The 20,473-nt window shown below is 69.9% G+C and carries 20 protein-coding genes and 1 pseudogene; 6 read left to right on the top strand and 15 right to left on the bottom strand.

All coding sequences use genetic code 11. The features are described from left to right. Positions 1-44 precede the first annotated feature (44 nt). The 4 genes and pseudogenes from ET445_RS08905 to ET445_RS18635 all read right to left on the bottom strand — a co-directional run. A complete protein-coding gene (locus ET445_RS08905; RefSeq protein WP_129190686.1) occupies positions 45-803 on the bottom strand; it encodes an SDR family NAD(P)-dependent oxidoreductase in 759 nt (252 codons plus the stop codon). A gap of 81 nt (positions 804-884) precedes the next feature. Beyond that, positions 885-1,904 carry a Gfo/Idh/MocA family protein gene (locus ET445_RS08900; RefSeq protein WP_129192482.1) on the bottom strand — a complete coding sequence of 340 codons (1,020 nt, stop codon included), beginning with the start codon at positions 1,902-1,904 and terminating at the stop codon, positions 885-887. Next, positions 1,904-3,124, bottom strand: coding sequence for a Gfo/Idh/MocA family protein (locus tag ET445_RS08895; RefSeq protein WP_208008348.1), 1,221 nt, complete (start codon positions 3,122-3,124; stop codon positions 1,904-1,906). The genes ET445_RS08900 and ET445_RS08895 overlap by 1 nt, the downstream gene beginning before the upstream one ends. Before the next feature lie 232 nt (positions 3,125-3,356). After that, a pseudogene (locus ET445_RS18635) lies at positions 3,357-4,085 on the bottom strand (zinc-binding dehydrogenase); the annotation flags it as partial. 293 nt (positions 4,086-4,378) lie between these two features. On the opposite strand from ET445_RS18635, the gene ET445_RS08885 reads away from it, so the two are divergent. The 4 genes from ET445_RS08885 to ET445_RS08870 all read left to right on the top strand — a co-directional run bounded on the left by ET445_RS08885 (position 4,379) and on the right by ET445_RS08870 (position 7,578). Further along, on the top strand, positions 4,379-5,329 hold the full coding sequence (locus ET445_RS08885; RefSeq protein WP_208008346.1) for a sugar phosphate isomerase/epimerase family protein: 951 nt from the start codon (positions 4,379-4,381) through the stop codon (positions 5,327-5,329). 310 nt (positions 5,330-5,639) lie between these two features. Beyond that, positions 5,640-6,134: a beta/alpha barrel domain-containing protein gene (locus tag ET445_RS08880; RefSeq protein WP_243695135.1), complete on the top strand. Its 495-nt coding sequence runs from the start codon at positions 5,640-5,642 to the stop codon at positions 6,132-6,134. Continuing rightward, positions 6,131-6,574 (top strand): VOC family protein, encoded by a 444-nt coding sequence (locus tag ET445_RS08875; RefSeq protein WP_129190684.1) that lies wholly within the window; start codon positions 6,131-6,133, stop codon positions 6,572-6,574. The genes ET445_RS08880 and ET445_RS08875 overlap by 4 nt, the downstream gene beginning before the upstream one ends. Next, positions 6,571-7,578: a sugar phosphate isomerase/epimerase family protein gene (locus tag ET445_RS08870; protein WP_129190682.1), complete on the top strand. Its 1,008-nt coding sequence runs from the start codon at positions 6,571-6,573 to the stop codon at positions 7,576-7,578. Before ET445_RS08875 ends, ET445_RS08870 begins: the two co-directional genes overlap by 4 nt. Here the strand turns inward: ET445_RS08870 and ET445_RS08865 are convergent. The 7 genes from ET445_RS08865 to ET445_RS08835 form a co-directional block, all read right to left on the bottom strand. Beyond that, entirely contained in the window at positions 7,575-7,988 is a 414-nt protein-coding gene (locus ET445_RS08865) for a DUF4260 family protein (protein WP_243695134.1), read from the bottom strand. The two genes, ET445_RS08870 and ET445_RS08865, sit on opposite strands and share 4 nt — an antisense overlap. Next, positions 7,985-8,995 carry an alpha/beta hydrolase family protein gene (locus tag ET445_RS17975; RefSeq protein WP_129192478.1) on the bottom strand — a complete coding sequence of 337 codons (1,011 nt, stop codon included), beginning with the start codon at positions 8,993-8,995 and terminating at the stop codon, positions 7,985-7,987. The genes ET445_RS08865 and ET445_RS17975 overlap by 4 nt, the downstream gene beginning before the upstream one ends. Before the next feature lie 23 nt (positions 8,996-9,018). Next, entirely contained in the window at positions 9,019-9,786 is a 768-nt protein-coding gene (locus tag ET445_RS08855) for a GOLPH3/VPS74 family protein (protein WP_208008345.1), read from the bottom strand. Between the two features lie 121 nt (positions 9,787-9,907). Continuing rightward, positions 9,908-10,663 carry a MerR family transcriptional regulator gene (locus tag ET445_RS08850; RefSeq protein ID WP_129190680.1) on the bottom strand — a complete coding sequence of 252 codons (756 nt, stop codon included), beginning with the start codon at positions 10,661-10,663 and terminating at the stop codon, positions 9,908-9,910. Between the two features lie 66 nt (positions 10,664-10,729). Beyond that, positions 10,730-11,572, bottom strand: coding sequence for an alpha/beta fold hydrolase (locus ET445_RS08845; protein ID WP_129190677.1), 843 nt, complete (start codon positions 11,570-11,572; stop codon positions 10,730-10,732). Between the two features lie 93 nt (positions 11,573-11,665). After that, complete coding sequence (locus ET445_RS08840; RefSeq protein WP_129190675.1) at positions 11,666-13,216, bottom strand: MFS transporter; 1,551 nt, start codon at positions 13,214-13,216, stop codon at positions 11,666-11,668. Between the two features lie 166 nt (positions 13,217-13,382). Beyond that, positions 13,383-13,916, bottom strand: a complete 534-nt coding sequence (locus tag ET445_RS08835; RefSeq protein WP_165314349.1) for a TetR/AcrR family transcriptional regulator — start codon at positions 13,914-13,916, stop codon at positions 13,383-13,385. A gap of 165 nt (positions 13,917-14,081) precedes the next feature. Here ET445_RS08835 and ET445_RS08830 point away from each other — a divergent pair, with 165 nt between their 5' ends. Next, the gene (locus ET445_RS08830) at positions 14,082-14,843 is read left to right on the top strand and encodes an SDR family NAD(P)-dependent oxidoreductase (protein WP_208008343.1); all 762 of its coding nucleotides are present in this window, start codon (positions 14,082-14,084) and stop codon (positions 14,841-14,843) included. Between the two features lie 25 nt (positions 14,844-14,868). Here the strand turns inward: ET445_RS08830 and ET445_RS08825 are convergent, their stop codons facing one another. Then, entirely contained in the window at positions 14,869-17,610 is a 2,742-nt protein-coding gene (locus tag ET445_RS08825; protein ID WP_208008341.1) for an ATP-binding protein, read from the bottom strand. Positions 17,611-17,771: 161 nt separating this feature from the next. On the opposite strand from ET445_RS08825, the gene ET445_RS08820 reads away from it, so the two are divergent. Next, a complete protein-coding gene (locus ET445_RS08820) occupies positions 17,772-18,488 on the top strand; it encodes a MerR family transcriptional regulator (protein WP_129190667.1) in 717 nt (238 codons plus the stop codon). Between the two features lie 105 nt (positions 18,489-18,593). Here ET445_RS08820 and ET445_RS17220 read toward each other — a convergent pair whose 3' ends face one another. The 3 genes from ET445_RS17220 to ET445_RS08810 form a co-directional block, all read right to left on the bottom strand. Further along, positions 18,594-18,734: a hypothetical protein gene (locus ET445_RS17220; RefSeq protein WP_165314348.1), complete on the bottom strand. Its 141-nt coding sequence runs from the start codon at positions 18,732-18,734 to the stop codon at positions 18,594-18,596. Positions 18,735-18,912: 178 nt separating this feature from the next. Next, a complete protein-coding gene (locus ET445_RS08815; RefSeq protein WP_129190665.1) occupies positions 18,913-19,647 on the bottom strand; it encodes a CE1 family esterase in 735 nt (244 codons plus the stop codon). An 86-nt stretch (positions 19,648-19,733) separates the two neighbouring features. After that, positions 19,734-20,444 (bottom strand): DUF1345 domain-containing protein, encoded by a 711-nt coding sequence (locus ET445_RS08810; RefSeq protein WP_165314347.1) that lies wholly within the window; start codon positions 20,442-20,444, stop codon positions 19,734-19,736. Positions 20,445-20,473: the final 29 nt, after the last annotated feature.

Below are 20,473 nucleotides of genomic sequence, written 5' to 3'. Positions count from 1 at the left end.
CTCGCCCGCGCGGAGGCGGCGCTTGAACTCGTTCACGGGCGGGTTCACAGCGGCAGCGGCTTCAGGCTCGTGAGGCCGCCGTCGATCGCGAGCACGCTCCCGACGATCGAGGTGGCGTCGCGGTCGGACAGGTAGAGCACGCCGCGCGCGATCTCGTCGGGACGCACCATGACCCCCGTGGGCTGGCGCTCGTCGTACGCGCGCCGCTGCGCGTCGGGGTCGGGGGCTGCGTCGATGAGCGCGCCGATGAGCGGCGTGTCGACGGTGCCCGGCGCGACGCAGTTGACGCGGATGCCCTCTTCGACGAGGTCCGCGGCCATCGCGCGCGACATCGCTTCGACGGCGCCCTTGGTGCCCGCGTAGAGCACGCGTCGGCGGAGGCCCGTGTGCACGGTGCACGATCCCATGAGCGTGATGCTCGCGGCATCCGACCGGCGAAGCCACGGCAGCGCGGCGCGCGTGACGCGCACCATCCCGAGCACGTTGACGTCGTAGACGCGCGTCCAGTCGGCCATCTCGCCGTCGGTGACGGTCGCGGGGTAGCTGACGCCCGCGTTGCTCACGAGGACGTCGATGCGGCCGTGCGGGGCGGCGAAGGCGGCGATGGATGCCTCGACGCCCGCGTCGTCGGTCACGTCGGCCTCGATCGGCACCGACCCGGCGGGCACGTCCGAGACGTCGCGGTCGAGGGCGCCGACGATCGCGCCGGTCTCGACGAACACCTGCGCGATCGCGTGGCCGATGCCCGCGCCCGCTCCCGTGACGACGACGACGCGCCCGGCGTTGCGCTCGGACTCGCTCATGCGTTCGCCTCCCTCTCTCCCATGGTCATGCGCGCGCCTGCAACGCCTCGATGATGCGGCCCATCGCGTGCTCCCTCTCGCTCATGCGCGCGCCTGCAGCGCTTCGATGATGCGGATCGGTTCGATCGCGTCGCGCGGGTCGACGGGCATGAGCCCGTCGCCCTCGAGCGCGGCGGCGACCCGCCGGTAGAACTCGCGGTAGCCGCCGCGTTCGGTGGGCACGACGGATGTCTCGCCGTCGCGCCCGAGGAGGCCGTCGCCGCCTTCGTCGGTGACGCCGTAGGCCGCGTCGAGCGGGCTCAGCCCGCCCGCGAGCTGCGCCTCCTGCGGGTCGAGTCCCCACTTGGTGTAGGCCGACGCGCTCCCGAGCACACGGAAGCGGAACCCGCGCTGCGCGACGAGGCTCGCCATCGCGAGGTGACTGCGCACCCCCGAGGCATGGGTGAGGGCGATGAACGCGTCGTCGTCGTTGACGCCGCCCTCGCGGCGCACATCGAGCTCGCCGTAGACGTCGGCGACGGGCCCGAAGAGGCGGATCGCCTGGTCGATGAGGTGCGCGCCGAGGTCGTAGGCGACGCCGCCGCCCTCGGCGCCCGGCGTGCCCGACTTCCATTCGGGGCGCGGGCGCGACGAGATCCATTCGAACCGCGACTCGAAGCGCCAGACGTCGCCGAGGGCGCCGTCGTCGATGAGCTTCTTCACGGTCAGGAAGTCGCCGTCCCACCGCCGGTTCTGGAACACCGTGAGCGGCACGCCGCGCTCCTCGGCCGATGCGACGAGCCGTTCGGCGTCGGCCGCGCGTACGGCGAGCGGCTTGTCGACGACGGTCGCGAAGCCCGCCTCGATCGACCGTTCCGCGAGCTCGAGGTGGCGGGGCGTGGGGGCGGCGACCACGACGAGGTCGAGGTCATCGCGCGAGAAGAGCTCGGAGACATCCGACACGATCTCTGCCTTCGGATGCCTCCTCCGCGCGTCGGCGGCGCGCTCAGCGTCGCCCGTGACGATCGCGGCGAGCTCGAGCCCCGCTTCGGCCGCGATGAGCGGCCCGTGGAAGACGCGGCCCGCGAGACCGAATCCGATGACGCCGACCCGGCGCGCCATCAGCGCACCGCCGATGCGGCCTGCAGCACGCGCGCGCCGATCTCGCCGCCGACCTCGATGCCGCGCGGGCCCGTCCAGGCTGCGATGATGCGTTGGCAGTCGACGATGTCGGCGCGCCCGCCCGCGAGGCCGCTCTCTGGCGGCACGCCGTCGGTCACCATCGCCGCGAACCGTTCGAGCTGCACCTCGAACGCCTCGGCGACGCTGCGGCGGATGACCCGGCGCTCCGCGCCGTCGTCGAGGGTCGAGACCGTGAGCTCGGTGGGCGCGTGCAGGAGGTACGGCGAGGGGAACACGAGTTCGAGGATGCCGCCGCCGTGGATGACGCGCACGGTCTCGCGGTAGGCGGGGAAGTCGGGAAGGTAGTGCCACGCGAGGCGGAACCGTCCGCCGTTCCCGAGGACGCCCGATGCCGCCACCTGCGGCGGGATCTCGCCCATCGACCGTTTGTCGCGCGAGATGTCGCGCACCTGGGTCGCGCTCGTCTGGCGCCACACGTCGGCGTGGTCGACCGAGGCGGGGATCGTGCCGAGGCTCCGCATGACGGAGAGGTCGTGCGCGAGGCTGCCGACGAGGGGCACGCGGTAGGTGCGCCACACGTCGAGGTCGGCGTCGCCGACGGCGATGCGGCGGAGCCGGTCGTCCTCGGCCTCCTGCGCCGCGACGACGTCGGCGGGCGGCGGCGAGGACGGCGTCACGATGTGCGCGATCGCGAGCTGCGGCGCGCTCGGCGGATGCAGCACGGTCACTTCGACGCTGCGCACGTCGTCGAGCTCGGCGACGAGTTCGGATGCCGCGACGACGGCGGGGTCGTACTGCTTCATGTAGCCGAGCAGGATGCCGGGAGCACCGCCGCCCGCGGCTGCGGCCCGCTCGGCCTCGATGAGTGCGTCGACCTCGGTCGTCGTGTAGGCGAGCGGCTTCTCGCAGAACACCGGCAGGCCGGCCCGCCACGCCTGGAGCACGGGCTCGGCGTGCGAGCCGCGCGAGAGGATCATGACGGCGTCGAGGCCTCCGGCGTCGAGCATCGCCTCGAAGTCGGTGAAGCGGCGCGCGGGCGCGACGCCGAAGCGGTCGCCCATGAGGTCGACGAGCTCGGCCGAGAGGTCGCACAGGGCGGCGATCTCGAAGAGGTCGGGGCGGCGCTGCAGGAGCGGCAGGTGCACGGCCTGAGCGACGGCGCCGACCCCGAGCACGCCGACGCGCACGCGTGCGCTCATCGTGCGGGTCCGGTCGTCGTCTGCGCGGCGGCCGCGTCGCTCTCGAGGCCGAACGGCATGCGCAGCACCGACTTGATGTGCTCGCCGCGCTGCATCGCCGAGAACGCGGTCTCCCATTCTTCGACGGGTAGGCGCCGCCGATGATCGACTCGGGCTGGAGGCGCCCAGTGCCGAAGAGGCGCAGCACGGCCTCCCACGTCGACCACGTGTGCGAGTAGCAGCCGTAGAGGGTGACGGCCTTCTTGACGAGCGGGTCGAGGGTGAAGCCGAGCGGCTGCGGGCCCCAGCCGACCTTCGCGATCTCGCCGCCCGGGCGGACGAGCTGCATGCTCTGCTGGAGCGCGGCGCTCACGCCCGTGGCGTCGACGACGACGTCGGCGCCGAGGCCGTCGTGGAGGCGGCCGATGAGGGCGTTCGGGTCTTCGGCGGTGACGTCGACGACGTAGTCGGCGCCGAGCTCCCTCGCCCGGGCGAGCCGGTGCGCGTCGACGGAGGTGCCGAGGACGACGGTCGTGCCGGCGCCCGCGAGGATCGCGAGCTGGAGCACGTTGATGCCGATGGCCCCGGCGCCCTGGATGACGACGAGCGCACCGGGCTTCACGCCCACGCGCTCGATGACGGCGTTGTAGGCGACGGCGTAGGGTTCGGTCATGGCGGCGGCCGCGAAGCTCACCCCGTCGGGGATGCGGTGGAGCACGCGCGGCTCGGCGACGACGTACTCGGCCATTGCGCCGTCGCGCTTGAGTCCGTACCCCTCGCGGAACGGGCACAGGTTGTACTTGCCGGCACGGCAGAGGGCGCACACGCCGCAGATGCTCGCGGCGGTCTCGCACACGACGCGGTCACCGACGACCCAGCCCTCGACGCCCTCGCCGACGGCGGCGACGACGCCCGCCGATTCGTGACCGAGGACCACGGGGAGGATGCCGACCGAGCTCTTGGACTGCGAGTCGTGCCACATGTGGATGTCGGAGCCGCAGACGCCGACCGTGTGCACGCGCACGAGCACTTCGCCCGGCCCCGCTTCGGGGGCCGCGACGTCGCGCACCTCGAGCGCGCCGTCTTCGTTCGCGTACTTGACCAGTGCCCTCACTTGGGATCCTTCCACCTTGAAGAATTGCTACTGCGCGGTGCGCTCCTGGGTCTCCACCGACTGCGGGAGTCACCCCTGGAAGTTACATTCTAATCAAAGTTTGTCACTTTGCGCTCATTTCTTGGTAGCGTGAGGCAACCGCTCATCGACGAGGAGGACCCGTGCGCATCGCAGCATTTCCGAAGGGCTACCTGGAAGCCATGGTGCTCCGCCGCACGAAATCCGTCTACGAGTGGATCGACGAGGCGAAGGCCCTCGGCGTCGACGGCCTCGAACTGCACACGGGCTTCCTGTGGTCGACCGAACCCGGCGAGATCGCCCGCGTCGGCGACGCGATCGCGTCCGCAGGCTTCGAGATGCCCATGATGTGCGCCTCCCCCGACTTCACGAACCCAGACCCCGCCGCGCGCGCCCGTGAGATCGACCAGCAGGCCGAGTTCATGCGCATCACGGCCGAGATCGGCGGCCCCGGCGCGACGTGCCGCGTCCTGAGCGGCCAGGCCCACCCGGGCGTCCCGGTCGACCAGGGCGTCGAGTGGGCCGTCGACGCGATCACCGGCCTCCTCCCGCTCGCCGAAGAGCTCGGCATCGTGGTCGCGATCGAGAACCACTACAAGGCGAGCACCTGGCAGTACCCCGAGTTCGCCCAGCGCCCCGAGATCTTCCACCGCATCGTCGACGCGATCGACGACCGCGTGCGCTTCGGCGTGCAGTTCGACCCGTCGAACGCCATCACGGCGGGCGTCGACTCGGCCGGCTTCCTCGACACCGTGATCGACCGCGTCGTCACGATGCAGGCCTCCGACCGGTTCCTCGAGGCCGGCACGACGATCGACGACCTGCGCCAGGCCGACGGCACCCTCGGCTACTCCCCCGCCCTCAAGCACGGCGTCATCGGCCAAGGCCTCAACGACTACGACCGCATCTTCACGACCCTCGTCGACGCGGGCTACGACGGCTGGATCTCGATCGAAGACGGAGTGAACGGCTTCGACGAGCTCGCCGCATCGGCGCAGTTCCTCCTCGAGGCGCGCGACCGCTGGTTCGGCGGCTCGCACGACGTGCGCGTCGCGTCGCTCGAGGCGGCCAAGGCCGCCGCAGCGGTCGGATGACTCGAGCCCGACCCGTACGCCGCGCACCACGAGACATCCGCACCACGAGACATCCACCCACGAAGGGAACCGCTCCAATGGCACGTCGCATCCGAGGACTCCGACGATCCGATCTCGAGTTCGGCATCGTCCAGGTCTCGCTCGACCTCAAGAACCTCGACGACGCGCTCCGCATGGCCGCGATCGCGATGGAGGCGGGTGCCGACTGGCTCGAGATCGGCACGCCGCTCGCCATGGCCGAGGGCGCGCACGCCGTGCGGCGCCTGCGCGCCGAGTACCCCGACACCCCCTCATCGCCGACCTCAAGATCATGGACGGCGGCTACAACGAGACCAAGATGTACGCCGAGGCCGGCGCCGACGCCGTCGTCGTCATGTCTCGTGCGCACGACGCGACGATCCAGCGGGTCGCCGAGGCGGGCGCCGACTTCGACGTGCTCGTCATGGGCGACGACATCGCCGCTCCCGACCGCGTCGCCGAGGCGCGCCGGCTCGAGGAGCTCGGCGTCGGCATGGTGCTCCACCACATCGGCCACGACCACCGCGGCCTGCACCCCGAGCTGAAGCTCTCGCCGCTCACCGATCTGCCCGCGATCGTCGCGGCGACGACCGTGCCCGTCCAGGCCGTCGGCGGCCTCACGATCGACCAGGCCGTGAGCTGCCCCACGATCGGCGCGGGCGTCGTCGTGTTCGGCGCTCCCCTCGCGATCAGCGACGAGGTGAGCTTCACCATCAACGAGGGCGACATGCCGAAGATCCTCGCCGACGCGATCGCGCGCGTGCATTCGACCCGGGTGACGCAGTGAGCTTCGTGCGACTGCACCACTCCGCATTCGCCCACCCGGTGGGCGCCGAAGACGCCGCGCGCGCGTTCTACGTCGGCGTGCTCGGCCTCGTCGAAGTGCCGAAGCCCGCCACGATGGACCGGACGCGCGGCGCGTGGTTCCGCTCCGAGCCCGACGCGGTCGGCGGGGTGTCGGGCATCGAGATCCACGCGATCCCCGACCCCGCGTTCGCGCCGAACGCCGAGAGCCACCCCGCGATCCTCGTCGACGACCTCGACGGCCTCGCCGAGCGCCTCCTCGCGAACGGCATCGTCGTCGAGCCCGACGACCGGTTCCCCGGCCACCGCCGGTTCCACGCGCACGACCCGTTCGGCAACCGGCTCGAGTTCTTGGAGGAGCTCGGCCCCGGAGCACTCCCACCCGAGACATCCGCATCGACCGCCCAGGAGGCAGCCCTGTGAAGCGCCCCGTGACCCTGTTCACCGCCCAGTGGGCCGACCTCCCCTTCGAGGAGGTCGTGCGGCTCGCCGCCGACTGGGGCTTCGACGGCCTCGAGATCGCGTGCAAGAACCAGCACCTCGACGTCGATCGGGCCCTCGAGGACGACGTCTACCTGCAGGGCCGGCTCGACCTCCTCGAGCGCCACGGCCTCAAGGTGTGGGCGCTCTCGAACCACGCGCAGGGCCAGGTCGTGTGCGACGACCCGCTCGACTTCCGCCACGAGGCGATCGTCGGCCCGCGCACGTGGGGCGACGGCGACCCCGAGGGGGTGCGGGCGCGCGCGTCGGAGCAGTTGACGAAGACCGCGCGGCTCGCCCGCAAGATGGGCGTCGACGTCGTGACGGGGTTCACGGGGTCGAAGATCTGGCGCTACGTCGCGATGTACCCGCCCGTGTCTCAGGCGGTCATCGACGACGGCTACGAGGACTTCGCGCGCCGGTGGAACCCCATCATGGACGTCTTCGACGCCGAGGGCGTGCGCTTCGCGCTCGAGGTGCACCCGTCCGAGATCGCGTACGACTACTACACGACCGAGCGTGCACTCGAGGCGATCGACCACCGCGAGGCGTTCGGCCTCAACTGGGACCCGAGCCACATGCTGTGGCAGGACATCGACCCGGCGAACTTCATCGTCGACTTCGCCGACCGCATCTACCACGTCGACTGCAAGGACACGCGCATCCGCGCGCGCGACGGCCGCGTCGGCCGGCTCGGCTCGCACCTGCCGTGGGACAGCCCGCGGCGCGGCTGGTCGTTCGTCTCGGCGGGCCACGGCGACGTGCCCTTCGAGGACTCGTTCCGCGCGCTCGACGCGATCGGCTACGAGGGCCCCATCTCGATCGAGTGGGAGGACGCGGGCATGAGCCGTTACGAGGGTGCGCCCGCGGCGCTCGCGCACGTGCGCTCGCTCCTGTGGGATCGCCCCCAGGCGGCGTTCGACTCGGTCTTCACGCAGAAGGACTAGGTCCGACCGATCCGCCCCAGATGGGTGTGCGTGAACGCGTCGAAGTACTTGAGGCCGAAGCCCAGCATCCGATCCACCCCCACGTGGAACGCCCAGGAGCACGCGATGAGCGCGAGTACCGTCGACAGACCCTCTTGTGCGGGTGCGGGTGCGATCACGAGCGCCGCCGCGGCCGCGAGGGCCGGCCCCGTGTAATTGTGGATGCCGTTGTAGTACCACGCACCGATCGCGGGGGAACGCAGGTAGCCGAGCGCTGAGAGATCGAAGAGCACGAAACCCGCGAGCGGCACCCACCACCAGGCGGGGTACCACACGACCGTCGCGGTCATCGCGAGGATCGCGATGGCCCCGCTCTCGACCCGTTGGACGATCCTGGTGTTCGAGCGCGCGACGTCTGTCGTCGTCGTCACGTTCTGCTCCTCTCGGTGTCGATACCGCTCTCGGTGTCGATGCGGCTCTTGGTGTCGATACGGCTCTTGCTCTCGATACCGCCGATCGCATCCCCGCCGTCGACGAATGCGGCTCGCGCCGAGTGCCAGCTGTCGGGATCGATCCCCAGCGCAGTCCGCAGATAGGCCGTGCTCAAGCGCTGGATGACAGCCACCCGTTCGGGGCTCTCGTCGGTGGTTTCGGCGACCTCGTATCCGACGATGCCGCCCAACGAGTGCTCGGCGCCGGAGAGCGTCAGAAGGTCGGTCGCACCCGGGCTGTGCGTGTAGGCATCGGTGAACCAGTCGGGCCCGCGGCTCGACATCTTGGATTGATCCCGGTCGCCCGCGACGACCAGTGTCGGCGTGGTCAGCTCACCGAACGACGGACGCATGAACGGGAAGTTCGCTCGCGCGAACGGATGGAGGTTCTCGCCCGCGAGGCCGGTCGCGGCGAGCAGGATGCCTGCGCCGATGCGGCTGTCCGAGGCATCCGGCCCGACCCTGCCCTCCTCGTCGACGATCCGGGCGCCGAGGAGCGACTGGGCGGTCTGCGCTCCCCAGGAGTGACCGGCGACCGCGACGCGACTGCGCTCGATGCGGCCGCGGAGCCCGGGGACCGCTGCTTCGATGGTGTCGAGTTGGTCGAGGATGCGGGTGAGATCCGCGATTCGCTCCTTCCAGATGGTCGGGAACACCGGGTGGTCGAACCCGAAACCGTTCCGTCGCGAATCCAGGTGGGTCGGCTGGATCACCGCGAACCCGCGGGAAGCCCAGAACGCCGTCAGCGGCGCATAGCCGTCGAGATTCCACCCGTTGCCGTGCGAGAACAGCACCACCGGGAGGCGCTGCCCGGTTGCCGGGGCCGACACTCGCACCTCCAGCGGAACGGGTCGTCTCTGAGCCGACAGCTCGAGCGGCGCGAGGCTGACCACGGGAGCACTCGGTCCGATGATGCCCTCCAATGCCTCGACGATCGACGAGTTCATGCTGATTCCTTCCGACTCCCTGCCTAACTCCGCGGAGCCGCCGCCGCAGCGGCGACGATGACGCTGCTCACGATGTTCGCCGCCATGGTGCGCGTGACGGCCTTCGCGGCGGCGTCCGCACCCCAGTCGCCGTCCTTGAGCTCTTCGGCACGGGTGATCACCGCAGAAGTCCACGGGATGTCCCGGGAGAACTGGGGCAGGGTTCCGCTGCCGTAGAGGAGCGCGGCAAGTGCGGCGACACGCGTCGTGGGCTCAGCACCGTCGACGAGCACCGCTCGGACGTCGGCGAGGAGCCCCGCCCGACGGCCGCTGTCCCCCTCCTCGAGCACCGAGGTCCGGAACAGGCCGAGCGTCTTGCGCTGGCGCCGGTTGAGGTCTCCGCGCGCGACGAGTCGATCCAGTAGCGGCTCGCGCAAGCCCGGTCCCCGCGCCGCGAGAACCGTCTGCACGCTCCGAGGCTTGCCGGCGATGTACTCCCAGCTCGAGCGGAGCAGGTGATCGGAAGGCGGGTTGTCGGCGACGGCCTCCACGGTCGTCGTCCCGATCCGTCCCGTGCCCGTTCGCACGTGTTCGCCGAGACCGAGGTCGGCGAGCACCGCGCCCGCGAGGACGTAGTAGAGGGTGCCCTCTCCCGCGATATCCCCCGCGCCGCCCCGCCGGCCCGACCGGGGCTGGAAGAGGAGCAGAAGGAGGTCCTCCGCCAGGATCGGGGACCGGAGGTCTGCAGGCTCGGAAGTCCCGCTCGTCCCGCTCGAGACGATCGCGCCCTCGCGCGGCTGTTCGTCCGTCATTGCTCCAACCTTTCCTCGACCTGTCGCCTGCGCCGCGGCAGGACGGCTCCGGCGGAGGCAACCTCGGTGGCGACCCCCGCGACGATGTGCTCCCATCCAACGGTGTGTTGTCGGCACATGGTCAAGTCGCCCCGGATTCCGCAGCGGACTCTCCGTCCGAGAGTCCGCTGCGCGCGAGCGCGTTCGCCCGGACGAGCACGTCGAGCTGTGCCGGGTTGTACAGTTCCATGACCGCCTCCGCGAAGGTCTCCGCGGTGATGCGTCCGCTCTTGGAGAGGTGCGATGCAGGGTCGGTCAGCCACGGAAAATCCCTGAAGTTCCGGGCGAGCGTCCTCGCGAGCCGCTCCACGAGCGCCTGCCGCGTCGCTTCGTCCGCATCGTCCGGCAGCCGTTCGATGTCGGCGGCGACATCGTCGAGGTCGGCCTCCACCATCTTCTGCATGTCGGCGAGCGCCTCGTCGTCGTACAGCTGCGTGTAGATGTGGACCATCGAGCTGTCCGCCTCGGACAGCCGCGACGCCACGGACGTGAAACCGACCGGCACGTGCGCGGGCGCCTGCTCTCGCAGTATCGCTGCGATCTCCTCCCGCGCGCTCGTCAAGCGCCCGATGCTCGCCGCGAGCTCGGCGTCGAGGTCGCGCAGCGCCTCCTCCGCGCGCTCGCTTCCTTCGCTGAGATCCCCGATCTGCGAGAGCGGAACGCCCAGGTCGGCCATGCGCCGGATCCGAAGGAGTCTCACGAGGTGCCGGACCTCGTACTCCTTGTACCCGTTGTAGCGACGCTCCGGCTCGTCGAGCAGACCGAGGCGGTGGTAGTGACGGACCGTGTTCACGGTCGTCCCCGCCAGCTCCGCCAGCTCACGAGTGCTCCACGACATGTGGTTCCTTTCCGGACGACGTCCTCTCGCTTCCGTGACGATGTCTCATCGATCCAGGACGATGTCTCATCGATCCAGGAAGTCGCGCAGCGCCTCGTTGACCTCGGCCGCGTGCGTCCACAGCAGTCCGTGCGGAGCATCCTCGATCTCGACATACTCGGCCCCGGGGACGCCCTCGCGGAACCGGCGCCCCGTGGCGTCGATCGGCAGGATGCGGTCGCCCGTGCCGTGCAGGATCAGCGTGGGCAACCCCGCCTCGCGGACTGCGTCGACGTCGCCTCGGAAGTCCTCGATCCACGAGGCGACCACGGCGTACGCAGCCACGGGGGCGCTGCCGACCGCGGTGGTCCAGTTCGCGCGGACGACCTCGTCGCTGACGCGCGACCCGAGCGTCTCGTCGAGGTTGTAGAAGTCGTTGTAGAACTGCGTGAACCACGAGTACCGGTCAGCCTTGGCGGACGCCTCGATGCCGTCGAACACCTCTTGCGCGACGCCCGCCGGGTTGTCGTCGCGTGCGACGAGGAAAGGCTCGAGCGAAGCGAGGAACGCGAGCTTCGCGACGCGCGCCGTGCCGTAGCGCGCCACGTAGCGGGCGAGCTCGCCGGTGCCCATCGAGAAGCCCACGAGGACCACGCTCTGCAGGTCGAGCGTCTCGAGCACGGTGTGCAGATCCGCCGCGAACGTGTCGTAGTCGTACCCGGAATCGACCTTCGACGACCCCCCGAACCCGCGACGGTCATAGGTGATGACCCGGTACCCCGCGGCGAGCAACTCACGCGATTGCTTCTCCCAGCTGTGTCCGTCCAGTGGATACCCGTGGATCAGCACGACCGGCTGACCCGCACCCTGGTCCTCGTAGTACAGCTCGACCGGCGTGCTGTTCCGGTTCCCGACGGTGATGTATCCCATGATCTGCCTTTCGCCCAGGCGGCCGGATGCCGGCTGCTCCCCCTCAGCAGAAACCCTGTGCCCGCCACACGGTCAACCCGCAGGACCGCCTCGTCAGCGATCGTGGTCGTGCTCCGCGGCGAGGTCGGCGTTCGCCGCCGCGCCACGCAACGTCACGAGCGCCCAGACCGCCGCCACGACCATCACTCCGGCGCCCGCGATGCCCGTCACGGTGATCGCCTCGGTGAACGCGGACTTCGTGAGCTCGAGGATCTCCGCGCCCGTGCGACCCCCGACCTCGGCCGCGACCAGCAGCGCCTCCGCCATCGTCGACGATGCTCGCTCGGCGAGCCCGGCGCCCAGATCCAACGCATCGGTTCCGGCGCTGACGACCCTGGAGTACCAGGCGACGAGCACCCCGCCGAGCACCGCCGTGCCCAACGTCGTGCCGATCTCGTACGCGGTCTCCGACGTTGCGGCGGCCTGCCCGGCGCGCTCTGGAGCGACCGAGCTCATGATGATGTCGTTGCTCAACGAGAGGCCCATACCCGCCCCCAACGAGACCAGTGCGAGCGCGGTCGCGACCAATGCGGGGCTCGACGTCGGCGTGAGGAAGAGCGTCAGCGCGAAGCCCGCGGTCGCGATCAGCAAGCCGGCGCCGATGACGTTCGCGGGGAGGAACCGCTTGACGAGCATCGCGGCGAGGAAGGCGGCCCCCGCGGCGAGGACCGCCTGTGGGAGCAGCCAGAGCGACGCGTGCAGCGCATTGAGCCCGAGTACGAGCTGGAGATGCTGGACGAGGGCGACCAATGAACCGACCATCGCGAAGATCGACAGCAGATCCGCCACGACGGCGCCGCGGAAGTAGCGCACCTTGAACATCCGGACGTCCATGAGCGGCGTGGGCAGCCTCATCTGCCTGCGGACGAACGCCACGACGCCGACGAGTCCGACGACCAGCACGACGGCTCCGAGGACGATGTCCTTGCCGCCGGTCAAGGACTTGATCGCGAAGACCACGCCGATCATGCCGACGAACGAGAACACGACACTGAGCACGTCGATCTTGCGCAGTTCGGGATTGCGGCTCTCGGGGAGCAGAAGCGGACCGAGGGCGAGCAGGAGCAGCATCACGGGGATGTTCATCAGGAACGCGGCCTGCCAGCCGAAGGTCTCGATGACCCACCCTCCCAGGATGGGCCCGACCGCCGCGCCGACCGAGGCCATCGCCGCCCACACCGCCATGGCGTACCTGCGCTGCTGCCGATCGAGGAACATGTTGCGCACGAGCGACAGCGTCGAGGGCATCATGATCGCACCGCCCACGCCGAGCAGCGCCCGGGAGGCGATCAGCATCCATGGCGCCGTCGCGAGTGCCCCGACGACGGATGCCGTCACGAAGACGACCGCACCGATGAGCAGATTCCGGCGGCGCCCGAAGCGATCTCCGACCGTGCTCATCGCGACCAGCAGACCTGCGAGCACCAGCGAGTACACGTCGATCATCCAGAGCTGCTCGACCCCGGTGGGCCTCAGCTCGGCCGAGATCGCGGGCAGCCCGAGGATCAGCACGGTGCCGTCGATGGTGATCAACAGCAGCGGAAGCACGAGTACGGCGAGGCCGGCCCAACTCTTGGACGTGGCCTGCTGAACGGTGTCGGTCATGGTCGTCCTCTCATCGGAACGGTGCTCGAAGCAGATGTAGACATACAGTCTAACCGACTATTTGGTCGGTTAGGCAGACAGTTCATGCTTTATAGCAGAACGCAGACGACGAGACATCCTGAAGGATGTCTGCGCGGCACCGCTCCCTCACGGGAGAACGAAGGCCTCAGAGCGGGGTGGAGAACGTCCCCTGCGTCGAGAGGTCGAGGAGCAGATCGCGAGCCCGGGCGATGCTCGCCTCGTCCTCGCCACCCTGCAACGCCGCGGCCGCGATGCCTTCGGCGGCGCGGCGGACGATCTGGATCAACTCGGCGCTGAGGCCGTCGGCCGCGAGCTGTTCGTGCCACCACTCCGCCTGCTCCGCGATGACCGAGGCGACCCCGGGAACCGCGGCCACACCGTTCCAGTTCGCAGCCGAGGTGAAGTCTCGCGCGGCCGCAGCGTCGGCGCTTCCCGTGCAGAGCGCGCGGACGTATGCGCGGAGCATCTTTCCAGGGTGGTTTTCCGAGAGGTCCAGCTGAGCGAGCACCGCCTCGCGGAACTGCGCGTACATGTCGTCCACGACGGCGACCACCAGCTGATCCCGGTCTCCGAAGTGATGGATGAGCCCGCTCTTGGACACTCCGGCGGCCGTTGCGACCTGCGCGAGCGTGACGGCCGTCCCCTTCTCGAGGATCAGCTTCGTCGCGGCGTCGAGCACCGCACGTCGCGTGCGCTCCGCATTGCGCGTCTGGCGCCTCTCAACCACGGGATGTCCTGCCTCGCCTCGAGCTAACTGACCATATGGTCGATAATACGACACCACAGTGACGGTCCGGCGCGCGTACGCTACCCGGATGAACGGCGAAGCGGAACGGAGGACATCATGTCGGGGTCGTTGGTGACCGGAGCCTCGCGTGGGATCGGACGAGCGATCGCGCGCGCCCTCGCCGAGCGCGGCGACCGCGTCGCAGTCCACTACGGCACGGATCGGGGAGCCGCGCAAGAAACGGTCCGCATGCTCGCCGGTGAAGGGCACATCGCAGTGGGTGGCGACCTCCGTGACCCCGATGTCGCCGCCGAGATCGTCCGGACCGCCGACGAAGAGCTCGGGGGCGTGGACATCCTGATCAACAACGCGGCCATCGCGCCTGCGCCCGCCATCCGCCACCGAATCGACGAGACGAGCTACGTCGACTGGCAGTCGGCGTGGCGGCGGATCATCGACGTCGATCTCGTGGGCGCCGCACAGATGACCTACCTCGTCGCGCGTCGACTGATCGAGCGGAACGCACCGGGATTCATCGTCAACGTCGGGTCTCGTGGTGCATACCGGGGAGAGCCGGACTACCCCGCCTACGGTGCCGCGAAGGCCGGCCTCCACGCCTTCGGCCAGTCGATGGCGCTGGCGCTCGCCCCGCACGGCATCGTCGTCACGTCGATCGCTCCCGGCTTCATCAGCTCGGAGCGCCAGACCGCGAAACTCGAGGGCGCGGAAGGCGCGGACCTGCGAGCTCAGAGCCCGTTCGGCCGGGTCGGAACGCCCGAGGAGGTCGCGCAGGCGGTCCTCTTCCTCAGCTCTCCGGCAGCGACGTGGTCTTCGGGAAGCGTGCTCGACTTCAACGGCGCCTCCCACCTTCGCCCCTGAGCATCCCCCGGCGACGGCCGCCCGCTCAGGGCAAGCGCATCTCCCTGAGTTGCCGTCGCGAGGTGATGTCGAGCTTGCGGAAGATGCTGCGCAGATGCGCCTCGATCGTCCGCGGACTCAGGAACAGCTGTGCGCCGACCTCCCGCGAAGTCGCGCCGGTCGCGACCAGCCGGGCGACATGCAACTCCTGGGCGGTGAGCGCGTCGGACGGCTGCGCGGTTCGCTCCCGAGGATGTTCACCGGTCGCCCGCAGCTCGCGGGCGGCCCTCGACGCGAAGGCGTCCACGCCCATGTCGACCAGCAGGTCGTGAGCGGTTCGCAGCTGCGCGCGCGCATCCTGACGTCGGCCTTCGCGTCGCAGCCACTCGCCGTATACGAGGTGAGCTCGAGCGAGATGAACAGCCATCCGGGTCCGTCCGAGCCGCTCGATCGATTCCTGATAGTGCGCCTCGGCGGCCGGCCCGCTCTCGAGGAGCGCCTTCGAGCGCGCTTCGAGCCCCAGCGCCCACTCGGTGCCGCTGGCACGCGCACGCGTGCTCAGCAGGTCGAGTGCAGCGGCCGCACGTTCCGGCCGTCCGGCCCGGACTGCGGCCTCGATGAGCTCGGGCAGAGCGACACTGCAGAAGGTCAGCTCGTCGTGCTCGACCGGCCTCTCCGCTGCCGCGAGTGCCTCCTCGGAGTTGCCGAGCCCGTTGTGCAGGGCCGCCAGCGCGACGTCGGACAGCCCGAGGGTCGCGCCTTCCCCGCGTCCTACCGCCTCTTCGACGATCCGTGCGTTCAACTCCATGGTCTCGGTCTGTCGCCCCCGCCATGCGGCGAGGATGAGCCGGGCGTCGGGCAACGGCGGAGAGCCGATCGCCTCGGTGATCGCACGTTCCTCGTCGATCAGTTCGGCGGCGCGGGACAACTCGCCGGTGAGCACCAGCACCGACGCCAAGGCGTTGAGCGCAGCAGGAAGTCGTGCCAGAGCGCCGGCTTCTCGGGCGAGCCTGACGTCGAGGGCGGCGAGCTCGTAGACGGCTTCGTCATCCCAGAGCGTGGCCGCGATGTGGCAGGCCAGCCAGAGTCGGCGGCGGCTGCCGTCGTCGAGCCGGTCGGCGTCGGCGCGAAGCAGCTCGAGCGACCGCTGGAGGATCGGCACGCTTCGCTCGTAGCCCTGTGCGAACAGGGCCGCAAGACCGTCCAGCATCAGATCGACCGGTCGTTCGTCCGCCGAGGGCGCCGGAGCGGCCTGGGCTGCTCGAGCGACGCGCGTCAGCTTTCCGCTGTGGCCGAGCCGGCCCGCGTGGAACGATGCCTCGAGCGCTTGCAGGGAGCTGTCGCGGGACAGGTCGGCATCCAGCGGAGCGAGCCGCTCGGCCGCGTCGATCAGCATCTGCGGCGCCTCGGCGCCCCGCGTCGTCTGGAACGCGAGCTGAGCGCGCAACAGCTCGAGTCGAGCACGCTGCAGATCGTCGAGCGGCCCCGCCTCGGCCGACTGGAGGAGTTCGAGGGCGTTCTCCGACGCACCGGACTCGAGCGCGGAGTACGCCGCCAGAAGCGACCGTTCCGCTCGTCGGCCGGCATCCGGAGAGAGCTCGGCCGCGCGGCGCAGGAATGCCGCGGCCGCCGCAGGGCCTCCGCGGCGTCGCGCACGATCCGCAGAGGACTCGAGTTCCGAAGCGACATCCTCGGCCGGGCCGAGCGCCGCTTGCGCGCGGTGCCACGCGCGGCGGTCGGGGCTGGTGCGCGGGTCGGTGACCGCGGCGATCGCGCCGTGGGCGCGGCGGCGATCGGGCAGCGGTGCGGCCTGATAGACCGCGGAACGCACGAGAGGATGGCGGAACCGCACCTGTGCGTCGATCTCGACCAGTCCGGCGGCCTCGGCCTCGGCCGCTGCGTCCTGGGCGAGACCCAACTCGGTCGCCGCACGCCAGAGGAGCGAGACATCGCCCGTCGGCTCGGCCGCGGCGACCAGCAGAAGCTGCTGCGTCTCGGCTGGCAGCCTCGCGGAACGCCGTCGGAAGCTGTCTTCGATCCGTCGTGGCACATCGGCGGCGTCGGGTCGCTCGAACCCGCCCGCGAATTGCGAGAACGACACGCTGCGAGGCGGTTCGAGCAGGGCGAGGGGGTTTCCGCGCGCCTCCGCGACGATGCGATCGCGCACGCCCTCGTCGAGAGGTGTGCGCACCGCGGCGGTCAGGAGGGTGCGCGCGTCGGCGTCGGCGAGCCCCTCAAGATGCAGCTCGGGCAGGCCCGCGAAAACGCGCAGGTCCTCCGCGCCGGTGTCACGCACCGCGAACAGCAGCGCCAGTCGCTCGGCCGCCACCCGGCGCGCGACGAACGCCAGCACTTGAGCAGACGCCTGATCGAGCCATTGCGCATCGTCGATCAGGCACAGAAGCGGCGGGTCCTCGGCGGCCTCTGCGAGGAGATTGAGAATGGCCAGCCCGACGAGGAACCGGTCTGGAGCGATGCCGCCGTGCACGCCGAGGGCCACCCCCAGTGCAGCCCGTTGCGGTTCGGGCAGCGCCTGCGACCGGTCGAGCAACGATGTGCACAGCTGATGCACGCCGGCGAACGCGAACTGCGATTCGGACTCCGTCCCTGCCGACGTCAGCACGTTGAATCCGAGCGTCCGAGCGTACTCGCCGGCGTGGTCGAGCAGCGCAGTCTTGCCGATGCCGGCCTCGCCGCGAATCACGAGGGCGCCGCTGCGACCGATGCGCACGTCCGCGAGCAGCTTCTCGATCACCCCGCGCTCGGGGAGCCGGCCGAGGAGATCCATCAGTTGCCAGCCTCCGCCCGTACGAACCGGCATACGTATCCGACTAGGCAATTGTCACCGATGCGAAGGTCGCCCGCCACATATCGCGTCGGTCGAGGCCGCGGGATCCTCAGTGGAATCCACCGACGCGACGACGAGGCCTTCGGGGCGAGTCTGTCGGCATGACCTGGAGCACACGCGAACTCGCCGACCTCGCGGGCACGACCGTGAACACCGTGCGCCATTACCACGTGCTCGGACTCCTCGCCGAACCCTCTCGAAGGTACAACGGGTACAAGCAATACCGCGTCGAGCATCTCGTCCGTCTGCTGCGGCTGCGGCGGCTCTCCGAACTCGGCGTTCCGCTTGCGCAGATCGGCTCCGCCGGCGAGAGCGACCTGACCGAGTCCCTGCCCGGCGTCGACGCTTCGCTGCTCGACGAGATCGAAAAGCTCCGGCGGGCGCGAGCCGACATCGCGGCCATCCTGGACGCGAGTGCACCGGTCTACACGCCGCACGGCTTCGAGTCCGTCTCGGCGCGACTGTCCGATGCCGACCGCGCGCTGATCCACATCCTCACGCGACTGTATGACTCGGATGCGACGGAGCACCTCCGGAGGATCGTCGAGGCCGAGCCTCCGGCTCTCAGTGCGGACTTCGCCGCCCTGTCCCCCGATGCAGACGACGCCATCCGGGATCGATTCGCGACGGAGATCGTACGCAGCGGCACGAACTGGCGCTCCGCCGCCCGGCCCTGGCTTCGGACGGCCGCAGCCGAGCAGACAGCGGTCCAGGCGCTCGACGAGTTGTACAACTCCGCGCAGCGCGACGTGCTCCGCCGAGTCGAGACCACGGCACGCGAGCTCGCCGAGACATCCGACGAACAGTGGGCGAGCTGACGCGAACTTCGACAGCGTCAATTGAACGGATGACTCGGCGGCGACCTGCCCCGCTCGTCGAGCGGCGTCTGAGTCCGTCCCCGGCACTGTCGCCGGTGGTCACCGTCACCGGGCGTCGTGGAGTTCGGCGAAGCTCCAGGCGAGACGGGTCGCATCCGGACCCGCAGTGTCGGTGAAGATGCCCTCGCCGTCAGGCGTCGACCATGCGTGGGCCAGCTCGTCCGCGAAGACGTACTCGATGAGCACGTCGCCCTCGGGCGTTCCGAACCTGGTCTGCTCGTAGCCGTACCGCTCCCCGGCGGGAGGTCGCGTGGCGGTCTCGGCGATGAGGCCGAGGCTGCCGTTCAGCAGTCCGTCGTCAACGAGATCGTTGACGGCGATCCAGTGGTCGACCAGTCGTTCTCCGACGAGCGGCGGAACGACGTCATCCCGGCCGCCCTGGACGATGAGCAGGGGACCGCCCTCGCCCGGTCGCCCATCTGTTCCCAGGCCCGTCGGCCGGTCGTGGTGGGTGGGGTCGCATCAGGATCGTCGGGGTCCACCTGGTCGAGTCCGTATTCTCCCCGGCCACGGAGGTCACGGTCGCGAACACATCCGGATAGGTGACGCCGAGGATCACCGCCGTCCCCGCGCCGGACGATGCGCCCGAGACGTGGATCCGGTCGGGGTCGGCACCGTAGGTCTCCACGACCTCTCGCGCCACGCCTGCCAGGAGCGCCGGCTCTCCCTCACCTCGGATCTGGTTGCGCGACTCGGCGGAGTTCCAGCAGTTGACCGGGTTCTCGAACGGCCTCTGCGTCGGATACACGACGATGAAGCCCTCGCGGTCGGCGAGCGCATTGAACTGCGTGGATGCCTTCATCGAGTTCCACCCGAATCCTGTCATGCCGCACCCGTGGATCGCCATCATCACCGGAAGCCGCGTGGAGTCGTCGTGCTGCGGCGGGAGATGCACCTGGTAGTACTGCCGAGCACCGTCCGACGACACGTAGACGTGGGTGCGGTCCCCGTCGCCGTTCCACCACGGGAGGCCGAACTGGAAGAAGAGCGTGAGGCCGACGACGAGGGTCGCGATCGAGGCGGCGACCCCGCCGAGGATCCACGGCCACCTGAGCCTGCGCGGGCGGGTGATGGGCGTCTTCGGTGCGGCTTCAGACATGGCGGTGCTCCGTTCGATCTCGAGGTCGTCGAACCGAGCCAAGACCGTGTCCTCGCCACACGGTCAAATCGGCGGGCTGGTCGCGCTCACGCCGGGAGCCCGCCGAACAGCAGCGACACGGTCATCGCCACGATCACGGTGTTGAACGTGAACGCGAAGAGCACGTTGACGCGCACGAGGATCCAGGCACGACGCGACCGGATGGTCGCCGACACAGTGGCGGCCATGCACGACAGGAGGATCGCGAGCGTCAGGTAGTCGCTGAAGACCGGATCGCCGGCGGCATCCGGTTCGATGGGCGCTTCTCCCCCATCGCTCACCGATGCGAGTCGCAGGTATTCGAGTGCGAACGAGTAGACCATCAACACCCAGGAGCTCGCGACGGTGAGAAGCGCCAAGACGACGAAGATCCACTCGTCCCGGAGTCCGGGGCGCTGGGCGACGAGGACGGTGAGCACGACGGCCACCAGAGCGCCGGAGAGCGCCCAGTTCGAAGCACTCCCAGAGCCGATGAGCCGAACCCACGGGTTTCGCCGGGATCGAGCCTCCTGCCGCGCCGTCATCGTGAGCGAACGCGGACCCCGCTGGGAGTAGACGAGATGGGTCCACACCAGGTAGGCCGTGACGAAGACGGGCCACGCCACGAGGTAGAACGCGATGAGCACGGTGGTGATCTCGCGTTCGGCCGGATCGGTGCGGGTGGCGACGAACACGACCGCCGCGCCGGCTCCCACGATCGTCGAGCTCAGCGAACTCCAGTTCGCCCGCGCGAGATCGCTCACGTATCGGACGCCCATGGCCTCATGCTCCCTCCCGGCTGCGGGCA

It is taken from the genome of Agromyces protaetiae, from assembly GCF_004135405.1.
Taxonomy (GTDB): Bacteria; Actinomycetota; Actinomycetes; order Actinomycetales; family Microbacteriaceae; genus Agromyces; species Agromyces protaetiae.
Note: the sequence above shows the minus strand (reverse complement) of the source record. Positions and strands in the feature narration are given on the sequence as shown.

Excerpts from the sequence above, each read along its gene's own strand:
- ET445_RS08905 (WP_129190686.1), bottom strand. The coding sequence starts at position 803 with ATGAGCGAGTCCGAGCGCAACGCCGGGCGCGTCGTCGTCGTCACGGGA.
- ET445_RS08815 (WP_129190665.1), bottom strand. The coding sequence starts at position 19,647 with ATGTCTGAAGCCGCACCGAAGACGCCCATCACCCGCCCGCGCAGGCTC.
- ET445_RS08855 (WP_208008345.1), bottom strand. The coding sequence starts at position 9,786 with ATGACGGACGAACAGCCGCGCGAGGGCGCGATCGTCTCGAGCGGGACG.
- ET445_RS08840 (WP_129190675.1), bottom strand. The coding sequence starts at position 13,216 with ATGACCGACACCGTTCAGCAGGCCACGTCCAAGAGTTGGGCCGGCCTC.
- ET445_RS08900 (WP_129192482.1), bottom strand. The coding sequence starts at position 1,904 with ATGGCGCGCCGGGTCGGCGTCATCGGATTCGGTCTCGCGGGCCGCGTC.
- ET445_RS08880 (WP_243695135.1), top strand. The coding sequence starts at position 5,640 with ATGGACGGCGGCTACAACGAGACCAAGATGTACGCCGAGGCCGGCGCC.
- ET445_RS08830 (WP_208008343.1), top strand. The coding sequence starts at position 14,082 with ATGTCGGGGTCGTTGGTGACCGGAGCCTCGCGTGGGATCGGACGAGCG.
- ET445_RS08810 (WP_165314347.1), bottom strand. The coding sequence starts at position 20,444 with ATGGGCGTCCGATACGTGAGCGATCTCGCGCGGGCGAACTGGAGTTCG.
- ET445_RS08825 (WP_208008341.1), bottom strand. The coding sequence starts at position 17,610 with ATGGATCTCCTCGGCCGGCTCCCCGAGCGCGGGGTGATCGAGAAGCTG.
- ET445_RS08850 (WP_129190680.1), bottom strand. The coding sequence starts at position 10,663 with ATGTCGTGGAGCACTCGTGAGCTGGCGGAGCTGGCGGGGACGACCGTG.
- ET445_RS08895 (WP_208008348.1), bottom strand. The coding sequence starts at position 3,124 with ATGAGCGCACGCGTGCGCGTCGGCGTGCTCGGGGTCGGCGCCGTCGCT.
- ET445_RS08820 (WP_129190667.1), top strand. The coding sequence starts at position 17,772 with ATGACCTGGAGCACACGCGAACTCGCCGACCTCGCGGGCACGACCGTG.
- ET445_RS17975 (WP_129192478.1), bottom strand. The coding sequence starts at position 8,995 with ATGAACTCGTCGATCGTCGAGGCATTGGAGGGCATCATCGGACCGAGT.
- ET445_RS08845 (WP_129190677.1), bottom strand. The coding sequence starts at position 11,572 with ATGGGATACATCACCGTCGGGAACCGGAACAGCACGCCGGTCGAGCTG.